Source organism: Nocardia coffeae (genome assembly GCF_019890715.1).
Lineage (GTDB): Bacteria > Actinomycetota > Actinomycetes > Mycobacteriales > Mycobacteriaceae > Nocardia > Nocardia jiangxiensis.
Genome location: NZ_JAINZY010000002.1, coordinates 291,377 through 314,610, shown reverse-complemented (window position 1 = coordinate 314,610; position 23,234 = coordinate 291,377). Strand labels below are relative to the sequence as shown.

General features: G+C 65.4%; 20 protein-coding genes and 1 pseudogene. 10 read left to right on the top strand and 11 right to left on the bottom strand.

Annotation, left to right across the window (positions count from 1 at the left end):
* The first annotated feature begins 93 nt into the window (after window positions 1-93).
* Entirely contained in the window at window positions 94-1,956 is a 1,863-nt protein-coding gene (locus tag K7711_RS48865) for an FUSC family protein (RefSeq protein ID WP_222967630.1), read from the top strand.
* A 163-nt stretch (window positions 1,957-2,119) separates the two neighbouring features.
* Entirely contained in the window at window positions 2,120-3,055 is a 936-nt protein-coding gene (locus K7711_RS10540) for an alpha/beta hydrolase (protein WP_222967628.1), read from the top strand.
* Window positions 3,056-3,112: 57 nt separating this feature from the next.
* Here K7711_RS10540 and K7711_RS10535 read toward each other — a convergent pair whose 3' ends face one another.
* The 10 genes from K7711_RS10535 to K7711_RS10490 form a co-directional block, all read right to left on the bottom strand.
* A complete protein-coding gene (locus K7711_RS10535; protein ID WP_222967626.1) occupies window positions 3,113-4,261 on the bottom strand; it encodes a CaiB/BaiF CoA transferase family protein in 1,149 nt (382 codons plus the stop codon).
* Window positions 4,262-4,276: 15 nt separating this feature from the next.
* Complete coding sequence (locus K7711_RS10530) at window positions 4,277-5,491, bottom strand: CaiB/BaiF CoA transferase family protein (protein ID WP_222967624.1); 1,215 nt, start codon at window positions 5,489-5,491, stop codon at window positions 4,277-4,279.
* A gap of 46 nt (window positions 5,492-5,537) precedes the next feature.
* Window positions 5,538-6,341, bottom strand: a complete 804-nt coding sequence (locus K7711_RS10525) for an SDR family NAD(P)-dependent oxidoreductase (RefSeq protein WP_222967622.1) — start codon at window positions 6,339-6,341, stop codon at window positions 5,538-5,540.
* Complete coding sequence (locus K7711_RS10520) at window positions 6,338-7,549, bottom strand: CaiB/BaiF CoA transferase family protein (protein ID WP_222967620.1); 1,212 nt, start codon at window positions 7,547-7,549, stop codon at window positions 6,338-6,340. The genes K7711_RS10525 and K7711_RS10520 overlap by 4 nt, the downstream gene beginning before the upstream one ends.
* A 1-nt stretch (window position 7,550) precedes the next feature.
* Window positions 7,551-7,988, bottom strand: a complete 438-nt coding sequence (locus tag K7711_RS10515; RefSeq protein WP_222967618.1) for a Zn-ribbon domain-containing OB-fold protein — start codon at window positions 7,986-7,988, stop codon at window positions 7,551-7,553.
* Window positions 7,989-8,008: 20 nt separating this feature from the next.
* The gene (locus K7711_RS10510; protein WP_308014624.1) at window positions 8,009-9,220 is read right to left on the bottom strand and encodes a thiolase family protein; all 1,212 of its coding nucleotides are present in this window, start codon (window positions 9,218-9,220) and stop codon (window positions 8,009-8,011) included.
* Between the two features lie 5 nt (window positions 9,221-9,225).
* Window positions 9,226-9,729: a MaoC family dehydratase gene (locus K7711_RS10505; protein WP_222967616.1), complete on the bottom strand. Its 504-nt coding sequence runs from the start codon at window positions 9,727-9,729 to the stop codon at window positions 9,226-9,228.
* A gap of 33 nt (window positions 9,730-9,762) precedes the next feature.
* On the bottom strand, window positions 9,763-10,920 hold the full coding sequence (locus tag K7711_RS10500; protein WP_222967614.1) for an acyl-CoA dehydrogenase family protein: 1,158 nt from the start codon (window positions 10,918-10,920) through the stop codon (window positions 9,763-9,765).
* 165 nt (window positions 10,921-11,085) lie between these two features.
* Entirely contained in the window at window positions 11,086-12,240 is a 1,155-nt protein-coding gene (locus K7711_RS10495) for a CaiB/BaiF CoA transferase family protein (RefSeq protein ID WP_222967612.1), read from the bottom strand.
* A 30-nt stretch (window positions 12,241-12,270) separates the two neighbouring features.
* Entirely contained in the window at window positions 12,271-13,731 is a 1,461-nt protein-coding gene (locus tag K7711_RS10490) for an aldehyde dehydrogenase (RefSeq protein WP_222967610.1), read from the bottom strand.
* Window positions 13,732-14,074: 343 nt separating this feature from the next.
* On the opposite strand from K7711_RS10490, the gene K7711_RS10485 reads away from it, so the two are divergent.
* Window positions 14,075-15,427: a phenylacetate--CoA ligase family protein gene (locus K7711_RS10485; RefSeq protein ID WP_222967608.1), complete on the top strand. Its 1,353-nt coding sequence runs from the start codon at window positions 14,075-14,077 to the stop codon at window positions 15,425-15,427.
* A 56-nt stretch (window positions 15,428-15,483) separates the two neighbouring features.
* Here the strand turns inward: K7711_RS10485 and K7711_RS10480 are convergent, their stop codons facing one another.
* Window positions 15,484-16,461, bottom strand: coding sequence for a LysR family transcriptional regulator (locus tag K7711_RS10480; RefSeq protein ID WP_235746997.1), 978 nt, complete (start codon window positions 16,459-16,461; stop codon window positions 15,484-15,486).
* Window positions 16,462-16,639: 178 nt separating this feature from the next.
* On the opposite strand from K7711_RS10480, the gene K7711_RS10475 reads away from it, so the two are divergent.
* From K7711_RS10475 to K7711_RS10445, 7 genes and pseudogenes are all read left to right on the top strand, one after another.
* Window positions 16,640-17,386, top strand: coding sequence for an IclR family transcriptional regulator (locus tag K7711_RS10475; RefSeq protein ID WP_222967606.1), 747 nt, complete (start codon window positions 16,640-16,642; stop codon window positions 17,384-17,386).
* Window positions 17,387-17,630: 244 nt separating this feature from the next.
* Window positions 17,631-18,524 (top strand): alpha/beta hydrolase, encoded by an 894-nt coding sequence (locus K7711_RS10470; RefSeq protein ID WP_222967605.1) that lies wholly within the window; start codon window positions 17,631-17,633, stop codon window positions 18,522-18,524.
* Window positions 18,525-18,592: 68 nt separating this feature from the next.
* Complete coding sequence (locus tag K7711_RS10465; RefSeq protein WP_222967603.1) at window positions 18,593-19,069, top strand: cupin domain-containing protein; 477 nt, start codon at window positions 18,593-18,595, stop codon at window positions 19,067-19,069.
* 90 nt (window positions 19,070-19,159) lie between these two features.
* Window positions 19,160-20,281 (top strand): NDMA-dependent alcohol dehydrogenase, encoded by a 1,122-nt coding sequence (locus tag K7711_RS10460; protein ID WP_222967601.1) that lies wholly within the window; start codon window positions 19,160-19,162, stop codon window positions 20,279-20,281.
* 385 nt (window positions 20,282-20,666) lie between these two features.
* Window positions 20,667-21,359 carry a DUF8020 domain-containing protein gene (locus tag K7711_RS10455; RefSeq protein ID WP_222967599.1) on the top strand — a complete coding sequence of 231 codons (693 nt, stop codon included), beginning with the start codon at window positions 20,667-20,669 and terminating at the stop codon, window positions 21,357-21,359.
* Window positions 21,360-21,421: 62 nt separating this feature from the next.
* On the top strand, window positions 21,422-22,777 hold the full coding sequence (locus K7711_RS10450) for an MFS transporter (RefSeq protein ID WP_222967597.1): 1,356 nt from the start codon (window positions 21,422-21,424) through the stop codon (window positions 22,775-22,777).
* 262 nt (window positions 22,778-23,039) lie between these two features.
* Window positions 23,040-23,219 (top strand): annotated as a pseudogene (locus tag K7711_RS10445) (acetyl-CoA C-acyltransferase); the annotation flags it as partial.
* Between the last annotated feature and the right edge of the window lie 15 nt (window positions 23,220-23,234).

Sequence of the window (23,234 nt, the reverse complement as noted above, 5' to 3'; positions counted from 1 at the left end):
CCGAATTCGATCGATCTCGAGGCCCTCGGACGGGCGGCCGTTCGCGGATTGAAGACCGGGCGTCCCCTACAGGATCCGACGAGACTGTTCCGGGTGGCCGTCGGAATGATCGTCGCCACGGTCGTCGGCTATTTCCTCTACGACACAGAGGCTCAGAATCTCATCTGTGTCGGCGCGTTCCTGGGCGGTATCGCCGCCCTCATGCCCCATCACCGCAGCCGCATCGTCGCTGCGGTCGGCACCGGCGCCGCTGAAGTGGTCGCGGCCTCCATCGGCATCCTGCTGCACGACAGCTGGTGGCTGCTGCTACCGCTGATCGCTGTCGGCTTTTTCGCCGGCGGTGTGGTCCGAGTGGTCGGCATCGGTGTGAGCATGCGCGTATTGGTCGTCACCATCATCGTGGTCGCCTTCGCCGAGATCACACCTTCCGCCCAGGCGGGCGCACACGAACTGGCTCTGTTCAGCGGCGGCGTCGCGATCATGGCGGCATGTCAGTTTCTCCCACCGTTCGAACCACGCCATGCCGTCCAGCGTGAATCGGTCGCGGCTCTGTACGACGCGCTTGCCGCGGGCGGGAGCTACGGACCAGCGCTCATGGCGGCGGATCACAGCCTTGCCCTGGTGCACCGTTCCGGAAGCCGGGAAGTCGCGCGATTGACTCGACTGACCGAGCAGGGCGAGCACATCGGTCAACTGCTCCACGCGCTGGACAACCGATCCGAAGCCTCCACCGCCGACGACGGACGCCGCGGCGAACTCGCACAGGTACTGTCCGAGCTCGCCGACGGCGTCCGGCACCGGAGAACTCCGAATAGACGATCCGTACGTCCGGCAGAGGCGGACGGCCTCTGGCTCGCCCTGGACACATCCATCGCCACAGCCATCGAACTGATTTCGGGAACCGTTGTCGATGACGTGCCGGACAACCGCACTCCGCCAACGCCATTCGAACTGGTCCGCGACGAACTGCATCCCGGGGCGCCGATGTTCCGCCACGCGGTGCGCCTGGCGACGGCCGGTGTCGTCGGCGAGCTGGTCGGCCGGGCCATCGGATTCTTCGCCGGCCCCGATCTGCTTCCCGCACACGGATTCTGGGTCTGCCTCACCGTGGTACTCGTGCTGTTTCCCGACTACGGAGATGCCTCGAGCCGGGGTATCGGACGCACCGTCGGAACCGTGATCGGAGCCCTTGCCGGCGTCGCGATCTCTTTCCTGCCCGCCAACCAGGTACTGCACACCGTCGTGCTGATCGTGCTGCTGCTCGGATATCTCACATTCCGCAGTTGCGGACAACCCTGGACCATGATGTGGGTTGTCATGTGGATCTCCACGCTGTCCACCGGCCCACTGGGGGCCGTGACCCGAGGACTGGACACGGTTGTCGGAGCGGCGCTGGCGTTGTGCGTCTATCTGCTGCTGCCGACCTGGCAACGCGAACGCCTCGCCGGGCTGATGGCCACGTGGATGCGTTCGCAGGCCGATCAGATCCGCGCACTTCGACGGATGTGGGCCCGCCCCGACGAGACCGGCGCGGCCGAAGTCGCGCACGCCACCGTTCGCAGCCGCTTGGCCCGCCTGGAGTTCTCGGCGGCCGCGCAACAGGCGCGCTACGACCCCGCCGACCCAGCGGGGCGATGGAAAGACGCTGAAATAGAACAGGTTTCACGCAGGGTGTACGAGGTCGCCAAACAGAGCGCCGTGGTCGCGGCACTCGGACCCGGGCCCGACGGAACCGCGGATGCCGAAACACTGAGCGCCACAGGCGAGTTGGCCGCAGACCTCGACGACCTCGCCGACCGGATCGAGCATGTCCACGCATCGCGAAATCGAAGCCCACTGCAGTCGACCGGCCTCGTGGACGACGCGGAATCAGATATCCGGATCGCCACATCTCGCGCGGCCGAGGCGATCGGCGAACTCGCCGCCGCACTGCGATACGCCCTGGGAAGTGGCTGAACAAACCGGCCCGAGGGGTAGGAATCTCTACCCTGCCGGCGTCGCCGCGAACGTGACACCGTGAAGAGTGCGTGGAGATCAGCATCCGCCCGCAATTGCTCCGAGCCGCCGCGAACTCTCCCGCGATGAACCCATTCCGAAGACCAACCGAACAGGAGTTCCGATGGCAACCGACAACATCGAACATGTCAGTATCAAGGCATTGGCCTGGGATATCGCCGCGGATATCTACTACCCGCCCGGATTCGACAACACCCACAAATACCCCACCATCATCAGCGCCCACCCGATCGGCAGCTGTAAGGAACAGACCTCGGGGAACGTATACGGCAGCGCGCTGGCACAGGAAGGGTTCGTCGTCATCGCCTTCGACGCCAGTTTCCAGGGCGCCAGCGGCGGCGAACCACGCTTCATCGAGGACCCGACCCTGCGCGTGCAAGACTTCAGCTACGTGATCGACTACCTGGTCACGCAGCCCTACGTCGACGACAACCGGATCGGGGTTCTCGGCATTTGCGGCGCCGGTGGATATTCGGTGAACGCGACGATGACCGAACGGCGCATCAGCGCGCTCGCCACGGTGACCGGAGCGAACTACGGACGGCTGATGCACGAGTCCTTCACCGGCTACGACCCGATCGGCGCGCTGGAGGCCATGGCCGCGCAACGCACCGCCGAAGCGCGCGGCGCCGAATTGCGAGTCGACGATCTGCTGCCGGCCTCTCCACAGGAGGCCAGGGACAAGGGCTTGACCGAGATCGACCTGTTGGGCGCCACCGAGTACTACCGCACCGACCGCGGCCGAAAGCCGAACGGGCGCAATCGTTCCTTGTTCTCCCACCAGGCGACGGCGGTGGGCTGGGACGCGTTCAACCGGGTCGAGGTGCTACTCACCCAGCCCCTGTGCATCGTTGTCGGCGACAAGCCGGGCGCCTTCGGTGCTTACCGCGACGGCGTCGAGCTCTACCGTCGCGCGGCCTCCAAGGACAAGGAGCTCGTCGTGGCCGAGGGGTGGTCACATTACGACCTCTACGACCAGCCCGAACCGGTCGCCATCGCGTTGAGCCACCTGATTCCGTTCTACAAGAAGCACCTCTGAGCGTGCCGCCACCGGTCGGGCAGAAGATCAATCGCCTCGGCCCGACCGGACCGGCTGTCAGGATTCGGTCTTGATGAGCTGTCGAAGACGGTGGTTGTCGGCCCCGATGTCGTGCGCCGAATGCAGTGGCGGCGGGCGCTTTCCGTCGAACGACAGCGGCAGGCCGACCACAGCGATGTCGTCCTCCGACGGCTTGCCGAGGATCGCGAGAGCATGGGTCTGCTCGTGGCCGACGATCTCGGCGGTGGTCTGGGTAGGCGCGACCGGGATACCGGCGTCCTGCAGAATGTGCTTCCAGTGCTCGCGGGGGTGTGTGAGGATCTGCGCACCGATCAGGCGGTCGATCTCGTCGCGGTTGGTCAATCGTGCTGCGTTGGTGGCGAATCGGCAGTCGGTTGCCCATTCCGGATGCCCCAGCGCCGCACACAGTCGAGCGAACAGCGCGTCGTTCGCGCAACTGACCACGAGATAGCCGTCGGCCGCCTCGTACGCGCGATGCGGCACGATGAACGCGACTCCGGATCCGTGCCGGCCGCCGATCTCACCGTCGGCGGTGTAGTTGGCGATGCCGACACTCATCCAGGTAATGGCGGTTTCCAGCAGTGAGCTGTTCACCGTCGCGCCCGCGTGTTTGGCCTGACGCCGGAACAGGGCGGCGAGGATTCCGATCACCGCCCACATACCGGTGCCGAAGTCGACGATCGACACTCCCGCGCGCACGGGCGCCTGCCCCTCCTCGCCGGTGATGCTCATGATCCCCGAAAACGCCTGCATCAGTGGGTCGTAGCCGGGCAGTGTGTTCATCGGCCCGGTGTGGCCGAACGCACCGACCTCGGAGTAGACCAGCTCGGGTTTGGTGACCCGCAGGCTGTCGGCGTCGAGTCCGTAGCGCGCGGCCGAACCCGGCCTCAGATTGTGCAAGAAGACGTCCGCGCGGGAGGCGATCAGCTCGTGCAGCGTCGCCAGCTGCTCCCGATCCTTGATATCGATACGGATACAACGCTTTCCACGGTTGAGCGCGTGAAACGCGGCGCCACTGCCCTGCCACATGCTCGGGCCCCAGCCACGCGAGGAGTCCCCCGTCGGGCGCTCCACCTTCCACACCTCGGCGCCCAATTCCGCGAGTATCTTGCCCGCAAACGGAGCCGAGGCGCTGTCGCCCAGCTCGACCACCGTTATTCCGGCCAGCGGCAGATCGCTCGTCATGGTTGCCTCCGATTCCTATTCGCCCGGCGCAGCACGGTCGGCTTCGTATGCGGCGCCGGAGTTCAACAGTTGTTCGATTTGCGCGGCGCCGAAACCATATTCGGACAGCAGTTGCGCGGAATGCTCGCCGAGCCGTGGCGCCGGATACCGCAGTTCCGGCCGGCTTTCGCTCCACTGCTGCGGGATGCCCAGCGATTTGAGCCTGCCCTCGGAGGGGTGGTCCTCGTCGATGAAGAAGCCGACATCCTTCATGTGCGGATCGTCCAGCAGCGAACCGGGGGTGTTCATCTCGATGACCGGAATGTCCGCCTCGGTCAGGATCTGCACCCACTCGGCGGTCGACTTCGTGGCGAAGGTCCGCGCCAGAAACTCGTACAGCTCAGCGATATTCGCGGTCCGCCCGTGGATGTCGGCGAAACGCGGATCCGCTTTCATCTCCGGATGCCCGGACAGGTCGAAGAACCGGTGCCAATGCTTATCGGTGTAGACGTTGACGCCGAGGTAACCGTCGGTGGTGCGATAGGGGCGCCGGTCCGGATTCATCATCCGGGCGTACCCCCAATCGCCGACCGGCGGATCGAAGGTGTATCCGTAGAGGTGATCGCCCATGACGAAATGCGCGAAGGTCTCGAACATCGGCACCTGAACCTCTTGGCCGCGGCCGGTCCGCTCGCGGTGGAACAGCGCCATCGATATGGCGGTGGAGGTGGCCATGCCGACCACCCGATCGGCGATCGCGGTGGCGACATAGTCCGGCGGACCGATCTTGCGGCTCTGTAGCACCGGCATACCGACCGCAGCCTGGATCAGGTCGTCGTAGGCCGGACGGGACGCGTAGGGCCCGTTCTGGCCGAAACCGAATGCGCCGCAATAGATCACCGTCGGGTTGATAGAGCGGACCTCGTCGTAGGACAGACCGAGTTTCGCCATCGCCTGCGGGCGCAGGCTGTACAGCAATACGTCGGCGGACTCGAGCATCTGCTTCAGCGCCGCATTGCCGTCCGCGGTTTTCAGGTCGAGCACGATGCTGCGCTTGTTGCGGTTGAGGTGCAAGAAGATCGCGCTCATCCCGCGATTGCGGCACGGCCCGACACCGCGCGTGGTGTCGCCTGCGCGGGCTTCGACCTTCGCTACGTCGGCGCCCATATCGGCGAGCAGCAGCGACGCGTAGGGACCCATGAAATTCGACGTCAGGTCGAGAATCCGTATCCCGTCCAATGGTCCGGTCATCGTTGAAACCTCTACTTGTGTGCCACCGGTCGTTTCCGGCCCGCGGTCAATGAATTGTCAGTCCACCGGTCGGGCTGAGTGTCGATCCGGTGAGGTAATGGGCGTCGTCGGAGGCCAGGAAGGCCACGACATCTCCGATGTCGGGCGGGGCGGCGACACCGAAGGGTGCGCGGGCGAGAATTTTCTCGTATTGCCTGCGATGCGCTTCGGAAACTCGGCCCTCACCTTCGAAGGCGGCGACCCACGATGGTGAGTCACGAACGACGGTCACACAGACGCAGTTCACTCGGATCCGGTCGCGCGCCAACTCCTTGGACAGCACCTTGCTCGCCTGGATCAGCCCGCCTGAAAAGGTCGCGATGGCGGTCTGCCCTGGTGTCGGTGCCCGGCCGCCTTCGGAGGTCACGAAAACCACGCTGCCCGAGCCGCGTTCGCGAAGATAAGGAATCGCCGCCTGCACCACGCGTAATTTCGCGCCCACCGCCTGGCCGACGAAATCGGTGACGCGGTCGAGATCGATATCGGCGAAGGGTCCGCGGACCTCGGGGGAACGGGCCTCGTCATCGTTCCCACCGGCGTTGGGGACGACAATGTCGATGCCGCCGAAACGCTCGACGGCCTGTGCCACGAGCGCATCCATATCGCGTCGGGACCGGATATCGCCGACGATGAATCCCCCGTGCCCGCCCAGGCGGCGAATGTCGGCGAGCACCGCATCGGCTTTGCGTTCGTCGCGGCCGTTGAGTACTACCGTCGCGCCCCTGGCGGCCAGGCGCCGCGCGATACCCGCACCGATGCCCCCGGTCCCGCCGGTGATCACGGCGACCTTGCCGGTCAACGTGTCGTTCATCGGGCCGCCCCCTCCGCCGCGGACACTGCGCCGCTGTCGACGAGTTCGCCGATTTCCGCACCGTCGAAGCCCGCTTCGCTGAGCAACGCGAGCGAATGCTCACCCAGACGCGGTGCCGGATAACGCAATTCGGGCGCATCGGCGCTCCAGCGCTGCGGAATGCCCATGGTGCGCACCGGCCCCTCCGAGGGGTGCTCCTCGTCGACGAAGAAGCCGACTGCTTTCATGTGCGGATCATCGAGAAGTGTTGCGGGCGTATGCATCCGGATCGACGGGATATCCGCGTCGGTCAGCAGGCGCATCCACTGCGCGGTGGTCTTGGTCGGGAACACCTCCGACAAGAACTCGTAGAGAATTCCCAAATGTTCTGCCCGGCTGTGGATGTCGGTAAAACGAGGGTCCGCGGCCAGCTCCGGGTGGCCGGACACCGCGAAGAACGAATTCCAATGCTTGTCAATGTAGAGATTGACCGCGATGTAACCTCCGTCGGAGGTCGGATACGGCCGCCGTCCGGGATCCATGGTCCGGGCATACCCCCAGTCGCCGATCGGCGGATCGAAGGTGTAGCCGTAGAGGTGATCGCCGAGCACGAACTGGGCGAAGGTCTCGAACATCGGCACCTGCACCTCCTGCCCGACCCCGGTGATCGACCGCCGATACAGCGCAGCGGTGACCGCCGTACCGGCGGCCAGCCCAACCGCGCGATCGGCCAATGGCGTCGCCACGTTCTCGGGCTCACCGGTTTTGCGGCTCTGCAACACCGGAAGCCCGACGCCGGCCTGGATGAGGTCGTCGTAGGCCGGACGGTCGGCGTAGGGGCCGTCCTGACCGAAGCCATACATTCCGCAGTAGATGATGCGCGGATTGCGCAGCTTCGCGCTCTCGTAGGTCAGTCCCAGCCGCGCCATCGCCGTCGGTCGCATACTGTGCATCAGCACATCGGCGGTGCTGATCATCCGCAGCAATGCCTCGATCCCGGCCGGGTTCTTCAGATCGAGCGCGAGGCTGCGCTTGTTGCGGTTGAGGTGCAGGAAGTTCGCACTCATCCCCGGATGACGGGCGGGCCCCACATTGCGGATCGTGTCGCCCGCGGGCGGCTCGATCTTCCACACATCGGCACCCAGATCCCCGAGCTGCAGCGAGGCATAGGGGCCCATCACATTCGTGGTCAGGTCCAGCACGCGCACACCGTCCAATGGGCCTGCCATGTCAATCACCCACCGGCGCAACAGATGTCGCGCCAGCGAAGACGGGCAGTTTCTGCCCGCCGCGCTCGACGAAACGCACCCGCACCGGCATGCCGATCTCGATCGTGTCCGGATCGCCGTCGATCTGGGTGAACAGGTGGTACCCCTCGGCCAGTTCGACGAATCCGACGGTGTAGGGCACGATTGCCGCCCAGACGGGGGTCGGGCCGCGACCGATCGTGCTGTAGGAGTACACGGTTCCGACTCCCTGCGATTGCTGCCAGGTCAGTTCGGCGGCATCGCAGTGCGGGCAATGCGAATGCGCCGGCCACACCGCTTCGGCGCAGGCGCCACAGCGCTGGTAGGTGAGGCGCTCGTCGGCCAGCGCCGCCCAGTACGGTTCGGAATCGAGTTGGCGGTAGGGTTGCGGCCACTCGTTCAGGTGTTGCGTATCACTCATGTCGTAGTCCTTTTCCCTGGTCAGGCCGCCGACGACAGCACCATGACGCTTCCGGCGGCGATCATGCCGCCGGCTCCCTGGACGAGCACCGTTTCCGGTCGCTTCGCCGGTGCCGCGCCGAGTGCGGTGCCGCGCAATTGCCGGACGGCCTCGACGAGGCTGTCCATGTTGCAGGAGATGCCGGGTTGCCCGAACGACAGCCAGCCGCCGTTGGTGTCGGTCGGCAGATCTCCGTCGATGGCGGTGCGGCCCTCGCGGTAGATGTCGATGCCGCGGCCCTTCTCCGCGAACCCGAGATCCTCCAGCACGATCGGGCCCATATGCGCGAAGTTCACCGACAGCTGCAGCATGTCGATATCCGACGGGCCGAGACCGGACATACCGTAGGCCTGGCGGGCGGCTTCGGCCGTCGCGGTGTGGGTGAGGTTCGGCAGCACACCCAGGCCGGGGAATCGACTGTGCCGCAGGTTCATCCGGTCGGTGAGGTACTCGTGGGTACTCGCCGAACCGTAGCCGTGGACGTAGACCACCCCCTCGCGGTCACCGACATTGTCGGGCGAGGTGACGATCAGCGCGCCGCCGGTGCCGCCGCCCCACGTCGAGCACATCCACCGCCGCAGCGGCGTCGCGACATACGGCGAGGACAGCACCTTCTCCCGGTCGATCTCGCCGAACCGCGCCTTGGCGGCATGCGGGTGGTGCACGCCCCAGCGCTGATTCGCGATCGCGACATCCGCCAAATCTGCTTCGGTGATACCGAATTCGTGGAAGTACCGGCACGCCGCCTGCGCGTACAGCGACGGGATGGTCGCACCGTAGGGAACCTCCACCTGGGGATCCGAATCCGCCTCCGCTCCCATCGCCACGGCATCGACGAACAGCTCGGTCGCATCGCTCTGCAGGCACAGCACGTATTCGGCCTGTCCCGCCGCGATCATCTGCGAGGCGATCGCGATGGACGAGGTGAGACCCGCACCGTGCATGGTGATTTCGCTGTCGATGATCACCGGCATGTGCATGTGCGAGATGAAGATGTTCGACCACTGCGAACGTTTGTCGGCCCAGGGCGAGCGGCCGGTGAAGACCGCATCGACCTGATTCTTACGGATACCCGCGTCGGCGAGGGCGCCGTAGGTCGCTTCCACCGCGAGCTGCATGGGGTCCTTGCGGTCTTCGCGCGAGGCGTACGCATCGCCCATGCCGATAATCGCGGCGACAGGAGTGGCAGGCACGGATATCAGTCCTTCGGGCGCTCGGTCGGAACCGACGAGCCGACCAGCGCGTCGAGATCCTCGCGCTTGCGCAGCATCAGCAGACTCCACTCGCTCTTCTGCACGACATAGCCGTCCTGGTTGAGGGCCTTCATCAGGAAGGTGACGACACCGTACTTGTCGTCCTTGTCCTTCTTGCCGATGACCTCGGCCGTTGCGTAGACGGTGTCGCCGATGACTACGGGCTTCAGGTAGCGCAGATTATCGATCCCGTAGTTCGCCTGAATGGACGGCCCGAACTGGATCAGACCGGTCATCAGCGAGTAGGTCAGCGACCCCTGCACGATCCGCTCACCGAAACGGGTCTGCGAGGCGTAGTGCACATTGGAGTGGATCTCGATCCAATTGCCGGTCAGCGCACAGAAATTCACCACATCGGTTTCGGTGACCGTCCGGCCGCCCGAGCGGAACACCGCGCCGATCTCGATCTCGTCGAGCGGCATATCGATGCGATTGTTGATGGTTACCATCGATTCCTCCTGAAGGTACTGCGGGGCAGGCGGTTACGCGTTCGCGGACAGTCGCATCGACTTGGCGATGATGGTGCGCTGGATCTGCGAGGTGCCGCCGCCGATCGTGGACTGGACGCTCTCACGCAGGTAGCGCTCCATATCGGCCTCGGGCAGGTTGGCGTAACCGCCGAGAATCTGCATGCCGTCCAGCGCGCTCTGCTTGAGAGTCTCCGAGCCGTACAGCTTGGCCATCGAGGTCTCACTCGCCGCGGGCAGGCCCTCGGCCTTCATCTTCGCGGCGCGGTAGCAGAGCAGGCGGGCCGCGTCGACCCGGGTCTGGTTCTCGGCCAGCATGTGCTTGAGCACCTGGAACTCGTAGATCGGCTTGCCGAACTGGACGCGCTCGTGGGCGTACTTGTTCGCCACCCGCACCGCTTCCTGCGCGTTGCCGGTGTAGGCCGCGGCGACCGCGCAGCGCTCCAACTCGAGGTGTTCGGTGATGATCTTCCAGCCCTGGCCGACCTCACCGAGCAGCGCGTCGGCGGGGACACGGACCTCGTCGAGGAAGATCTCGGTGGTGCCGGTCGCATGCCGCGACAGCGTGGGCAGCCGCCGGATGTCCAGGCCGGGAGTGTCGTTCGGGATCAACAGCACCGACAGGCCGCCGTGTTTGTCGCCGGTGTCGGTGCGCACCAGCATGGCGATCACCGTGTCCTTCGCGGCGGCGCCACTGCACCACAGCTTCTGACCGGACACGATCCAGTCGCCGTTCTCGTCGCGGCGGGCACGGGTCTTGGTGTTGGAGGCGTCGGATCCGGCGTCGGGTTCGGAGATCGACACCGAGAACCGGATCTGCCCGTCGATGAACGGCTTGACGTAGCGCGCCTTCTGCTCCGCGGTGCCGTACTTGATGATGTTCATCGCGGTGAAGGTGGGAACCAGCACCGAGCAGGCGAAGTCGAATCCGAATTTGCCCAGTCCCTCGGCCATCAGCGAGTAGTCGAAGATGTCACCCCCGGAGCCGCCCTCCTCCTCCGGGATGAGAATGCCCAGCCAGCCCTGCTTCGCGATCTTCTCGTACGCCTCGTACGGGTATTCCCGGCCAGAGTCACACTTGCGCACATATTCGACGGTGATCTCGTGGTCCATGAATTTGTTGACGACGTCGAGCCAGTCCGCCTGGGATTCGGTGAGAAAGTTCGAATTCATTTCGCGTTCGCTCCAAACAGTGATGTATGAGCCGGTGTTTTTCGGATTCGCCCCCGGTATCGAGACTAAACTGCCGGTCCCGACGATCCAAGTGATAAATTGCGAACCAGCGATTCGACGGAATCGAATAATCCGATCGCCTATTTCCCCGGCACCGGAACCGGATCATGCGATCGCACCGGCGACGCGCAGCGCCGACAGCCGCTCCGGTGAAAATCCCCAGTCGCCGAGTACCTCGTCCGTGTGCTCCCCCGGGCGCGCCGGCGGCCGCTGGACGGCGCCCGGCGTACGACTGAATCGCGGTGCCGGGGCGGGCTGAACCACGCCCTCCACCTCGATGAATGTTTCCCGGGCCCGCAGATGCGGATGTTGCGGAGCCTCGCCCAGCGACAGCACCGGCGCGAAGCACACATCCCGTCCTTCGGCCAGCGCACACCATTCGTCCCGGGTGCGGGTGGCGATCACTTCGGCGAGGCGATCGTGCATTTCGGGCCAGCGTGACCGGTCGTGCTGGTCGGGCATTTCGGCCTCGTCCAATTCCAGGATGCGAAGTGTGTTGCGCCAGAAACGCGCCTCGTTGGAGCCGATGGCAAGCCATTGTCCATCGCTGGTGCGGTAGGTGTTGTACCAGGGCGCACCGGAATCGAGGCGGTTCACGCCGCGCTCGTCACGCCAATAACCCGCCGCGTGCAGTCCGTAGAACAATGTCATCAGCGAGGCCGACCCATCGACCATGGCCGCATCGATCACCTGTCCCCGCCCCGAACGGTGCCGTTCCAGCAATGCGGCGACAATGCCGAAGGCAAGATACAGTGAACCGCCGCCGAAATCGCCGGCGAGATTCAGCGGAATCACCGGTGGTCCACCCGCGGATCCGATCGAATGCAGAACTCCGGTCAGTGCGATGTAATTGATGTCGTGCCCGGGCGCCTGCGCCAGGGGGCCGTGCTGACCCCAGCCGGTCATCCGGCCGTACACCAAGCCGGGGTTCACCGCCGTGCATTCGTCGGGGCCCAGCCCCAGCTTCTCGGCGACGCCGGGACGAAAGCCTTCGATCAGAACATCGGCCCGGCGCACCAGATCGAGCACTGCCGCAACGGCTTCCGGCTTCTTCAGATCGATGGCCGCACTGCGCCGCCCCCGATTGAGCAGGTCGAATCGCGGTTCGACCGGTGCACCACCGTCGTATCCGGCCGGCCGGTCGATGCGGATGATGTCGGCGCCGAGATCGGACAGCAGCTGACAACAGAACGGGGTGGGTCCGACTCCGCCCAATTCGACAACCTTGATGCCCGACAGTGGGCCGGTCGATTCGCTCATGCGCACTCCGCGGTAGCCATGGATTCCGTCTCATCCGATGGCCAGGTCGCGAGGCAACCCGACCGACTTGAACTCGATGAACTCGTCGAAACCTTCGGGCCCCAGCTCCCGGCCGAGCCCGCTGTCCTTGACTCCCCCGACCGGTGCGGCCAATCCCACCGGATTGCCGTTGATTTCGACCGTTCCGGTCCGGATCCGGTCGGCGAGCGCGACCGCATGCTGTGGGTCGGAGGTGAAGATCGCGCCGTTGAGTCCGTACGAAGAATCGTTGGCGATGGCGACCGCCTCGTCCTCGGTGTCGTACTCCAGCACCGACAGCACCGGCCCGAAGATCTCCTCCCGCGCGATCCGCATATCCGGCCGCACCCCGGCGAAGATGGTCGGCTCGACGAACCACCCGGTGTCCAGCCCCGCGGGCCGACCGCCGCCCAGAACGGCTGTCGCGCCTTCCGCACGCCCGGCCCGGATATATCCCTCGACGGCCTCGCGTTGCCGCGCGGAGACCAGCGGACCGAATTCGGTGGCTGGGTCCGACGGGTCTCCCACGGGCATGGATTCGGTCGCGGTACGTAGGGCATCGATGAATTCCGTTGCACGCCTGCGCGATACCACCACCCGGGTCTTGGAGCTGCACACCTGCCCGGTATTGCGGAACGCGCCGACCCGCAGTGCTTCGACCGTGGATTCCAGATCGGCATCGTCGAGGACCAGGGCGGCCGACTTACCGCCGAGTTCGAGCGCGGCCCGCCGGATGAGGCCACCGCACAACGAGCCTATCCGGCGCCCAGCACCGGTGGAGCCGGTGAACGAGACCATGTCCACTCCGGGGTGGGTTACCAGGTACTCACTCGGATCACGGTGCGCGGGAACGATATTCACGACACCGTCGGGAAGTCCAGCGCGGGAGAGAAGTTCGGCGAGCAGATAGGCATCCAGGGGTGTCTCGGGCGAGGGTTTGAGCACGACCGTGCACCCCGCCAGCAGCGCGGGCGCCAGTTTCATCATCGTCACCAGATGCGGGGCGTTCCACGGCACGATCGCCGCGAGCACCCCGACCGGTTCCCGGGTAACCCGGGCCCGACCGGAGGGGGCCTCGCGGATTTCGTCGAACGGATACTCCTGCGCCAACTCGATCATCGCATCCACGATCAAGCGCGGTCGTAGCGCCTGAATACTGTGCGATTGCGTTATCGGGCAACCCATTTCGGCGGTCACCACCTCGGCCATCGAGGCTTCGGCCGCCCGCATCTCCGCACTGAGCCTGCCCATCACCTCCAGTCGGTCGGCGAGCGAGATCCGCGGCCAAGGCCCGTGATCGAACGCTCGGCGCGCTGCCGCGACGGCGGCATCGATGTCGGCGTTCGCACCGGCGGGGACATGAGCGATCGTCTGCTCGGTATACGGCGACACCACGTCGATGAGCTCATCGGTCGACGGAGCCACCCATTGTCCACCGATGAACAAGCTGTCGTATTTTCCTTGCCATACCATGGTGTCAGCTCCCGGGATACTCGAAAGTGCATGCGTAGCGGACCGAGACAGGCCCGATCACAGCGAGGCTATTCCGCTTCCACAGATATTCCAATTGGCGAAATATGAATTCGCGATTCGAATTATTCGAACCGCTTTCACCTACCGGAAACTGCCGAATCGTGGATATCATGAAGTTCGGTTTGCCGTAGGCCGCACTCGCCCAGCCATCGGTGCGCGATGAACCCAATGATACCCATTTCGCCTGGGCAGCAAGCATTCTCGTGAGCCCTGCAGCGGTGACAGCCTGGAAGGCCCTGGATACCCGCCGGCTGCGGACCTCGGGCAGAATATTGGAGGAAAGATGAGTAGAGCTCCGTTCTCGGAGTCCTGGTGGAGCGAAATCGAAGGCGCGTCCCCCGCCGATGCGGCCGCGATTCAAAACGAACGCCTGCGCGAGCAGATCCGGTATCTCGCGGCGCGCAGCGATTTCTATCGCGCGAAGTTTGCCGAACACAGGGTCGACCCGGAAAAGGTGCGTACGGTCACCGATCTGGCTGTACTGCCGTTCACCGAGAAGCAGGAGTTGCGCGACAGCCTCGCGCAGACACCACCGCTGGGCGCACACGTCGCGGCTGCCCCGGAGGAGATCGTGCAGATTCAGGCGTCCTCCGGCACGACGGGTAGCCCCAGCTACGTGGGTCTGACCCCGAGCGACATCGAGACCTGGTCCGAACTGGGCGCACGGGCGTTGTACGCCAACGGATTCCGCCCCGGCGACCGCCTGCTGCACGCCTTCGGCATGAGCAAGGGTTTCGTCGGCGGCCTGCCGATCGTGCAGATCCTGCAGTACATGGGAATCGTGGACATTCCGATCGGCGCAGAGGCCGGTGCCGAGCGCCTGTTGCGCGTGCAGGCCGATCAGCGACCCGACGCGTTGATCGGCACCCCCTACTTCCTCACCTATCTGGCCGAACAAGCCCCCGAGATCGTCGGGCAGAAGGCTCGCGATCTCGGCGTCCGTGCGATCAGCGTCGGCGGCGAGCCCGGCGGCGGACTGCCCGCCGTGCGGCAGCGGCTGGAATCCCTGTGGGGCGCCACAGCGCGAGAGATGCTGGGCGGCACCGACATCGCCTGCACGTACTGGGGTGAATGCGCGGCCGGTGAGGGGATGCACTTCCTGTCCCCCGACCTGATGGTCGCCGAGCTGATCGACCCCGTCACCGGGGATATCGTCGATCCGGTCGAGGGCGCCCAGGGCGAGTTGGTCTATACGGCGCTGCGCCGGCAGGCCTCGCCGCTGTTGCGTTTCCGCACCCGCGATCACGTCGTCGTCACCGGAACCGAATGTTCCTGCGGCCGAACCGGATACAAGGTCCGATGCGTAGGACGCACCGACGACATGCTGATCGTGCGGGGCATCAATCTGTTCCCGTCCGCGGTGAAGCAACTGGTTGTCGAGATGGAGCCGGAGACGACCGGTGAGATGCGTATTCGCGCGGACTTCGAGGGGCATTCGACGCAGCGGCCGCTCCCGCTCGTCGTCGAGCACGCGGCCGGGTTGAGCCAGGAGCGTCGAATCGCGTTGAAGGCTGCCATCGAGGAGAGGGTCCGCTCGGCGCTCAATGTGAAGACGATTGTCGAGCTGGTGCCCGACGGTACGTTGAAGCGCCCCGATCACGTGAAGGTCGCGCTGGTGGAGCGAGTGAGTTCCTGAGCAGGGGTTCGTGGCACCGCGGCGTAGCGGTGCCACGAACATCACGGCCTCCCCGCTCAACCCACTGGGGCGTCGTGGGCGGCCAAGGCCGCACACAACGATTCCTCAGCGGCGTCGCCCTCGACCGGCCGGGCCGACAGCTGATGAATGAACGCCTGCGCGGCCGGGCTCGGCATGCGACCGCTCGGAGTCGCGATGTGGATTCGGCGCACGGCCCAGGGTTCATCGAATTCCAGCACCGTGACCCTGGACAGCAGCGCGTGGTCGAGCAGACATTCCGGAACAACGGTGACGCCCAGGCCGGCGTGCACGAGTTCGATGGCGACTTCGCAACTGCGCACGCGATGCGGTGACCGGAATTCGTCCCCGAGCCGCTTGGCCGCGGCCCGGAACGCACCGACCATCGCGCGCGGTGCGATCAGCCGCTCCGAGGCGAGATCCTGGAATGTCACCGCGGTGTTCGCCCCCAGCCGATGGCCTTGCGGAACCACGGCGACGAGCCGGTCCTGCCGGTAGGGAATGACGTCGATGCCGTCGAGATCCAGATCGTAGGCGGCCGCGAAAACGCCCATATCCGCCTCGCCGCGCGCGACCTGCCGCACGATGTCGACATTCTCCGTCTCGTGCAACCCCACCTCGACCATCGGATACTCACGTCCGAATTCACCGATCTCGCGCGCGAGGAACGGCACGACGATGGTGCGCGCCGAGACGACGGACAACTCTCCCTGTACCCCTTCGGTGAGCGCGGCGATTTCCGAGCGCATCGCATCGAGGCTGCCGAAGATCGATCGCGCATAGCGTTCGAGTACCGCGCCCGCCGGGCTGGGCAGCACCCCCTTGGGTCCGCGTTCGAGCAGTTCGACACCGGCGATGTCCTCGAGGACCTGAATCCGCTTGGTAGCGGTCGACGGTGCGATGTTCTCCCGGATGGCGGCGAGGCCGATCTGCTGTTCCTCGATTGCCGAGAGGAACAACCGCAGCGTGAACAGGTCGACTTGCCGGATCAGGTGAAGCCTGTTGAACGTTCCCATCTGGACCTCGCGATACAACTCCGGGGATCTGCGCCGATCCCGCTAGATCTCGATCACACCGCCATGACGAATATGGCGCGAATCACTACGAGGCCGTAGTCTACATCATATTTACGAACACTATGTTCGTATATATGAACGCCGACGGCAGCCGCGATCACTGTGATGGGATGAACCGATGTCGACCAGGAACCAGGCGACCACGCCGCAGGAACACCGGACGGTGTCGCGCGTGGTCACGATCCTCGAACTCGTCGCCCGCAACCCCCAGGGGCTGACACTGGCCGAACTCGCGACAGCCTTGGAAGCCCCGCGCTCCTCGGTGCACTACATCGTGAAGGGTCTCGTCGCCACCGGCTATCTCACCGACGTCGGCGTCTACACCCTCGGCCCGGCCGTGGAGACACTGCTCGGCGCCCGCTCGTCCTCGGTCGAACATCTGGCGCGCCCCGGCCTGGAATCGCTGCATCGCGAATTCGACGAAACAGTTCTGTTGTGCATGCGCATCGGTGAACAGATCGTCTATGCCGATGTCATCGAATCCACTCGGCCCGTGCGGTTTTCGGCCCGCATCGGCGAACGCCGCGCTCTCTACCCGTCCTCGGCGGGCCGCTGCTTCCTCGCCTACAGCGACCGGAGATTCCGCGACGACTACCTCACCCGCCACATCGACGACCCGGATACCCGCGCCCGTCTGCACGAGGAATTCTCGCGCACGACACGAGAGGGCGTGTCCTTCTCGGACCGGCAGATCACCCCGGACCTGGGCGGAGTCCACGCACCGATATTCCGCGCGGGTGTCCACGTGGCCGTGTTGACCTTCGCGGGCCCGGCGGCCCGTATCGATGCCCGGCTCGAACCGATCACCGCGGCCGTCACCGCCGAAGCCCGGCGGATCAGCGAACGCCTCGACCGCATCGGCTGACCGGCGCAGTCACCCGAACTCGTGGGCGATTGAAATACTTCGAAGTTTCAATTCGAAAATCGCCAATTGCCTTCTCGCACATTTCATTCAATCATCAGTGATGCATTTCACTCACGCCCGGTTCCGGGCCAGCACATAACCAGAACACCCGTGGCGCACACCGTGGTTCGCCCCTGTCTTCATCCGGACAGTCGGACCGTCGACCTGCGGCTCATGCCGCTGCGCCCGTAACGAGGAGCCGACCATGTCGACCGAGTTCAACGATTCCCTCCGAACCCTGTACGTCGAATGGAGCGGACGGATGCGAGCCGATCCGCAGATGTCCGTGGAGACCATGCGCGATATGCAGGAGGGGTGGCATACGGTCGCCACGGAGCCCACCTCGGTGAGCTACGAGTCGGTCGACATCGACGGTCTGCCCGCGATCTGGTGTATTCCGGCCGACGCCGATCCGAACTCGGCGGTTCTGTACTTCCACGGCGGCGGGTTCATCGTCGGATCCACCAACTCGCACCGGAAGATGGTCGGCCACATCGCGAAGGCCGTCGGTGCTCGGGTGCTGCTCGTCGAGTATCGCCGCGCGCCCGAGGTGCTGTACCCGGCGCAGGTCGACGACGGCGTGAAAGCGTATCGGTGGCTGATCGCCGAGGGATTCGACGCCGGCCGAATCGTCAGCGCGGGCGATTCCGCCGGCGGCACACTGGCTCTCGCTCTCGTAGTGCAGCTGCGGAAGCTGGGAGAGCCGCTGCCCGGCGCGGTGTTGACGTTGTCCCCCGGCCTCGACTGGGACGGAAACTGGATGGTCAACGAGAGCAACGACATGCTCGCGAGCAAGGCGGTGATCGTAACGATGGGGTCGATCGCGTTCGGCGGCCGGAGCACGACGGATCCGCTGTGCAATCCGCTGTACGCCGATCTCACCGGCTTCCCGCCGGTCTATATCTCGGTAGGCGGTCACGAGAATCTGCTCGGCGGCGCAAGGGAATTCGTGAAAGCCGCAGAGGCAGTGGGCGTCGAGGTGACGCTCGACGTCGCCCCCGCCCGCCAGCACGTCTATCCGTTCGCGGCGGGCAACGACCCGGAGGCGGACCGGACGATCGCCGAATCCGCCGCGTGGGCCCGGCAGCGCATCGCATGACGACACGCCGAGCGACACCGCCTCGAGCCGTCGGCCGACCACTATCGACAGCAGAAACCGGAGAAACCATGAAGCACCAGGCACGTCGCGTCGTCACCGGACACGACTCCGAAGGCCGTTCGATCGTGACATCGGATTCGCTGGTCGAGGCGTTCGAGGCGTCCCCCACGGCGTTCGCCACCCGGCTGTGGGCCACCGACGAGTTCCCGTCCGACAACACCGACGACCAGGACGGCGCACAGCTGATCGAGACCTTGGCCTCCGACAACGGCACCGCCTTCTACATCGCCGACTGGGCGCCCAACAGCGAATTCCCCGCGCACCGCACCAGGAGTATCGACTACGGCGTCGTGCTCAGCGGTCAATTGGAGGCCGTGCTCGACAGTGGCCAGGTCGTGCGCTTGGGGGCCGGCGAGAGCATCGTCCAACGCGGCACCCTGCACGCCTGGCGCAACTCGACCGACGAATGGACCAGAACCGTCTTCGTTCTCATCGCCAGCCGTCGATTGGTCATCGACGGACAGCCCGTCGAACCGACCATGTAGTCCCCAGCGTGCCGTATTGCGTTGCAGGGCACAGATATTCGCAGAGCGATCACATCCCGCGATCGAGCAGTGAGAGTGAGGAAGCCGAAAGTGAAAACGACCGCTGCCATTCTTTGGCGAGCACCGGACACCTGGGACGTTCGGGAGGTGGATCTCGACGAGCCCCGCGAAGGTGAGGTTCTGGTCAAGGTGATGGCCTCCGGCCTGTGCCACTCGGATGACCATTTCGCCAAGGGCGACATGCAGTTCCACTCCTATCCGGCGTGCGGTGGGCACGAGGGTGCGGGCGTGGTCGAAGCCGTCGGTCCCGGCGTCACCCGCGTGCGGCCCGGCGACCATGTGGTGACGTCGTTCATCGCCGCATGCGGTCACTGTCGCATGTGTGTGGCCGGGCACCAGAATCTTTGCGACGCAGGCCATCTCATCACCGTCGGCACGCGACCCGACGGCACATTCCGGATGCACACCGACGGCCGGGGTATCGCACAGAACGCATGCCTGTCGACATTCTCGGAGTGGACGACGGTGCCGCAGGAATGCGTGGTGAAGGTTCCCGACGACATCCCGTTCCGGACCGCGGCGATCGTCGGCTGCGCGGTGCCTACCGGATGGGGATCCTCGACGCGCGCCGCCGATATCGACGTCGGCGATGTGGTGGTCGTCGTCGGCACCGGCGGCATCGGCATGAGCGCCGTGCAGGGTGCGGCATTCCGCGGCGCGGGCCGCGTGATCGCCGTCGACCCGGTGCCGATGAAGCGCGAACTCTCGCTCACACTCGGTGCGACCGATGCCGTCGAAACGATCGGTGCGGCAGCCGATCTGGCGCGATCGGTCACCAACGGTCAGGGCGCGGACTCGGTCGTCGTCTGTATCGGCGTGCCCACGCAGGAGCAGCTGAAGCAGTCGTACGACGCGCTGGGCAAGCGGGGAACCCTGGTGGTGACCAGCGCGGCGCCGCACACCTTGACGGAGATGTCGGTACCGGTACTGGATCTGACGATGAGCGAGAAGCGCATTCAGGGCGCGCTGTACGGAATGGCCGGCCCGCAGAACGAGGTCCCCATGCTGCTGGAACTCTACAAGCGGGGTGCGCTGCGGCTCGACGAAATGATCACCCGCACATATCGACTCGAACAGGTCAACGAAGCGTACGAGGATATGCACGCGGGCCTCAATATCCGCGGCGTCATCGATTTCGAGGGCCGTCACTGACGGCGCGGCCGTCGATCCGGCACACTCGACCTCTGTAATTCGCTGCTGTCGAACGACTGCCGGTCACCCGACGATCTCTGATCGTCCGGCATACATGATGCGACTGCGCCGTTCACCGGATCAGGGCGGACGGCGCAGTCGCCCGAGGCCGTGAGCCGATTCCGAATAGGCGCGGCCACAACAACATCGGGTTTCAGTGCCAATTCCGCGGCCGCACCGCCGCAAAATCAAATACTAGATGTTATATATTATGCGTGCTATGCTGTGATCCCCGACACCCGGAACGGCACTTCGCCGATTTCCCACAGGATCGGAAATAACGCATTCGGCGTTCACATTTCCGCTCACCCGACTTGATATTCGTCGGTGCCTCGAGGAGAAAAATATGTTCAAGAGTTTCGTCACCGCATCCACGGCCGCCGCGGTAACTCTCGCCGTGTGTGCGGGCTCCGCGGGCGCGGCGCCGGCCGACAAGGTGAGCTACAAGGTTGCCACGACCGACCGATCCACCGTGATCACGACCGACGCGGGAACGATGGACGCCGACGACGGCGTGTTCCGGATCAAGTCCTCCGACGGCAAAGTACTGGCGGGCAGCGAACTGTCGTTCCGGGTGGACGATTTCGTCTTTCCCATCACCGCCGAAATCCGCGATCACACCGCGATATTGACTCCCCGATTCGATATGCGGCACGCGGTCTACCAGCCGGTCGCGCTGCCGTACGAGGATTCGGCACCGTGGAAGACGCCCTACGACCGTGAACAAGCGGCGTGGAATCGCATGTCCCAGACCATCACCACCGGCGCGACCGTGGGAACCCTGGTAGGCGGGCTGGCCGGCGGGGCGGTCGGATGCGTTCTCGGCGGAATCGCGGGAGCGACGGTCGCTGCCGCGACCATCGTCGGACTCTTCGGCGCATTCGTTCCCGCCGCCGCCGTCGGCTGCCTCGGCGGCGTCATCGCGGTGGGCGCACTGGGCACGCTCGCGGGCCAATTGCTGGTGACCGCACCGGTGGCGATCATGGCCGCCGTTCAATACTTCACCACCACCAACCAGCCTTTCCACCCCGCGAAATAACAGACCGCGGAACGCAATACCCGACACCACTTTCCGTGGTGCATTTTCACCCAGGAGAAAATATGGAGCTCACCGCTCCGCGCGCACGCAGCGGACTTTTCGTGGTCGCGTTGTGTTTCTTGACGATCGTCGCCGATGGTTACGACCTGATCGTCTACGGCGCCACCGTACCGAATCTGCTCGACGAACCTCATTGGCATATGACCGCCGCGACAGCCGGATCCATCGGCAGCTGGACGCTGGTCGGCCTGATGGTGGGCTTCCTGCTGGCCGGCCCGATGACGGACCGGATCGGCCGCCGCAAGGTCATGATGATGGGGATCTTGTGGTTCTCGGTCGGCTCCGCGATCTGCGCCCTCGCCCAGTCCCCCGAATTCCTCGGGGCCGCCCGGTTCGCCACCGGCATAGGCCTCGGCGGCGTTGTGCCTTCCGCGGTCGCCCTGACCGTCGAGTACGCGCCACGAACTCGGCGTCAGATCTACAACGGACTCACGCTGACCGGTTATTCGCTGGGCGGCATCATCGCGGCACTTGCCGCGCTCGCCCTGCTACCCGACCACAGCTGGCGACTGCTCTACGCGTTCGCCGCCCTGTACCTGTTGATCCTTCCGGTCATGTACTTCTCCTTGCCGGAGTCGGTGAACTACCTCATCCTGCGGGGCCGAACGGACGACGCTCGCCGCGTCGCGTCCCGATACAGTCTGGACTTCGATGCAGCCTCCCGAGAGCACGCCGTACAGCCCGCCAAGGCGGTGGCCGACGGGGCGGGCACGCGTGGCTATCGGCTACTGCTGTCGAGGCGGTACGTCGGCGCGGCAGCGCTGTTCGTGATCACCTGCTTCTGCTCACAACTGATCGTGTACGGCCTGAATACGTGGCTGCCGCAGCTCATGCGCAAAGCCGGATATCCCCTCGGCTCGTCGCTGCAGTTCTTGCTCGTCCTGCAACTCGGCGCGGTGGTGGGAACCCTCGGTGGCTCGCTGCTCGCCGACCGTTTCGGCTCCAAACGCGTGATCGTCGCGGCTTTCCTGGTGGGAGGGGTCTCGTTGCTCGCGCTCAGCCGCCCACTCGATGTCGGTTTCCTGATGATCGCGGTGGCGGGCGCGGGATTGGGAACGGTCGGGACATCCTCGCTGACGTATGGCTATGTCGCCACGCATTTCCCGGCCTCGTGCCGCGGTTCGGCGGTGGGAGCGGCGATGGGCCTGGCCCGCGCCGGCGCCATCCTCGGCCCGTTGATCGGAGGGTGGATCGCGGGCTCCGCTCTCGGGGTCGAGTGGAACTTCTACGCCTTCGCCCTACCCGCCTTCGTCGCCGCTGCGGTTGCCTCGCTGATCTCCCGATCGAAGCCCGTATCGGATTCCGCCGGCCCGGAAGAGATCCCGGGAGGTGTGGCGCTCCCGGAGCCGATCAACTGATTCGCAGGGCAGACCGGCGGCGCGCAGGCCCCCGCCGCCGGCCTGCCCAGCGCGCCGACGCCCGGCGACCGCGGGCGTCGGCACCTTTGTGTCCAAAATTCAGACATCCGCCACAGGCCGACGATATTAGTGTCGGGATTCCGGCGTAGCCGGAAGAGATCATCACCCAGGTGGCCGAGGCCGGTGCCGCCGATGTGGACTCGGCGATCCGGGCGGCACGACACGCCTTCGACACCGAACGCTGGCTGGGATTGTCCTCGACGATCGGATCAACGTCGACGGCTCCGGTATCTCGCTCGGACACCGCGTCGGCGCGACCGGCGTGCGCGTCCTCGCCACCATGCTGCGCGAACTCGACCGCCGCCAGGCTCGCTTTGCGGTCGAGACCATGTGTATAGGCGGAGGGCAGGGCCGCGCCGCCGTCTTCGAGCGCGAGTCCTGAAACATCCACTCGCTC

What these genes read in the sequence shown, in the direction of transcription:
- K7711_RS10540 (WP_222967628.1), top strand. Translation starts at nt 2,120, where the DNA reads ATGGCAACCGACAACATCGAACATGTCAGTATCAAGGCATTGGCCTGG.
- K7711_RS10535 (WP_222967626.1), bottom strand. Translation starts at nt 4,261, where the DNA reads ATGACGAGCGATCTGCCGCTGGCCGGAATAACGGTGGTCGAGCTGGGC.
- K7711_RS10530 (WP_222967624.1), bottom strand. Translation starts at nt 5,491, where the DNA reads ATGACCGGACCATTGGACGGGATACGGATTCTCGACCTGACGTCGAAT.
- K7711_RS10525 (WP_222967622.1), bottom strand. Translation starts at nt 6,341, where the DNA reads ATGAACGACACGTTGACCGGCAAGGTCGCCGTGATCACCGGCGGGACC.
- K7711_RS10520 (WP_222967620.1), bottom strand. Translation starts at nt 7,549, where the DNA reads ATGGCAGGCCCATTGGACGGTGTGCGCGTGCTGGACCTGACCACGAAT.
- K7711_RS10515 (WP_222967618.1), bottom strand. Translation starts at nt 7,988, where the DNA reads ATGAGTGATACGCAACACCTGAACGAGTGGCCGCAACCCTACCGCCAA.
- K7711_RS10505 (WP_222967616.1), bottom strand. Translation starts at nt 9,729, where the DNA reads ATGGTAACCATCAACAATCGCATCGATATGCCGCTCGACGAGATCGAG.
- K7711_RS10500 (WP_222967614.1), bottom strand. Translation starts at nt 10,920, where the DNA reads ATGAATTCGAACTTTCTCACCGAATCCCAGGCGGACTGGCTCGACGTC.
- K7711_RS10495 (WP_222967612.1), bottom strand. Translation starts at nt 12,240, where the DNA reads ATGAGCGAATCGACCGGCCCACTGTCGGGCATCAAGGTTGTCGAATTG.
- K7711_RS10490 (WP_222967610.1), bottom strand. Translation starts at nt 13,731, where the DNA reads ATGGTATGGCAAGGAAAATACGACAGCTTGTTCATCGGTGGACAATGG.
- K7711_RS10485 (WP_222967608.1), top strand. Translation starts at nt 14,075, where the DNA reads ATGAGTAGAGCTCCGTTCTCGGAGTCCTGGTGGAGCGAAATCGAAGGC.
- K7711_RS10480 (WP_235746997.1), bottom strand. Translation starts at nt 16,461, where the DNA reads ATGGGAACGTTCAACAGGCTTCACCTGATCCGGCAAGTCGACCTGTTC.
- K7711_RS10475 (WP_222967606.1), top strand. Translation starts at nt 16,640, where the DNA reads ATGTCGACCAGGAACCAGGCGACCACGCCGCAGGAACACCGGACGGTG.
- K7711_RS10470 (WP_222967605.1), top strand. Translation starts at nt 17,631, where the DNA reads ATGTCGACCGAGTTCAACGATTCCCTCCGAACCCTGTACGTCGAATGG.
- K7711_RS10465 (WP_222967603.1), top strand. Translation starts at nt 18,593, where the DNA reads ATGAAGCACCAGGCACGTCGCGTCGTCACCGGACACGACTCCGAAGGC.
- K7711_RS10455 (WP_222967599.1), top strand. Translation starts at nt 20,667, where the DNA reads ATGTTCAAGAGTTTCGTCACCGCATCCACGGCCGCCGCGGTAACTCTC.
- K7711_RS10450 (WP_222967597.1), top strand. Translation starts at nt 21,422, where the DNA reads ATGGAGCTCACCGCTCCGCGCGCACGCAGCGGACTTTTCGTGGTCGCG.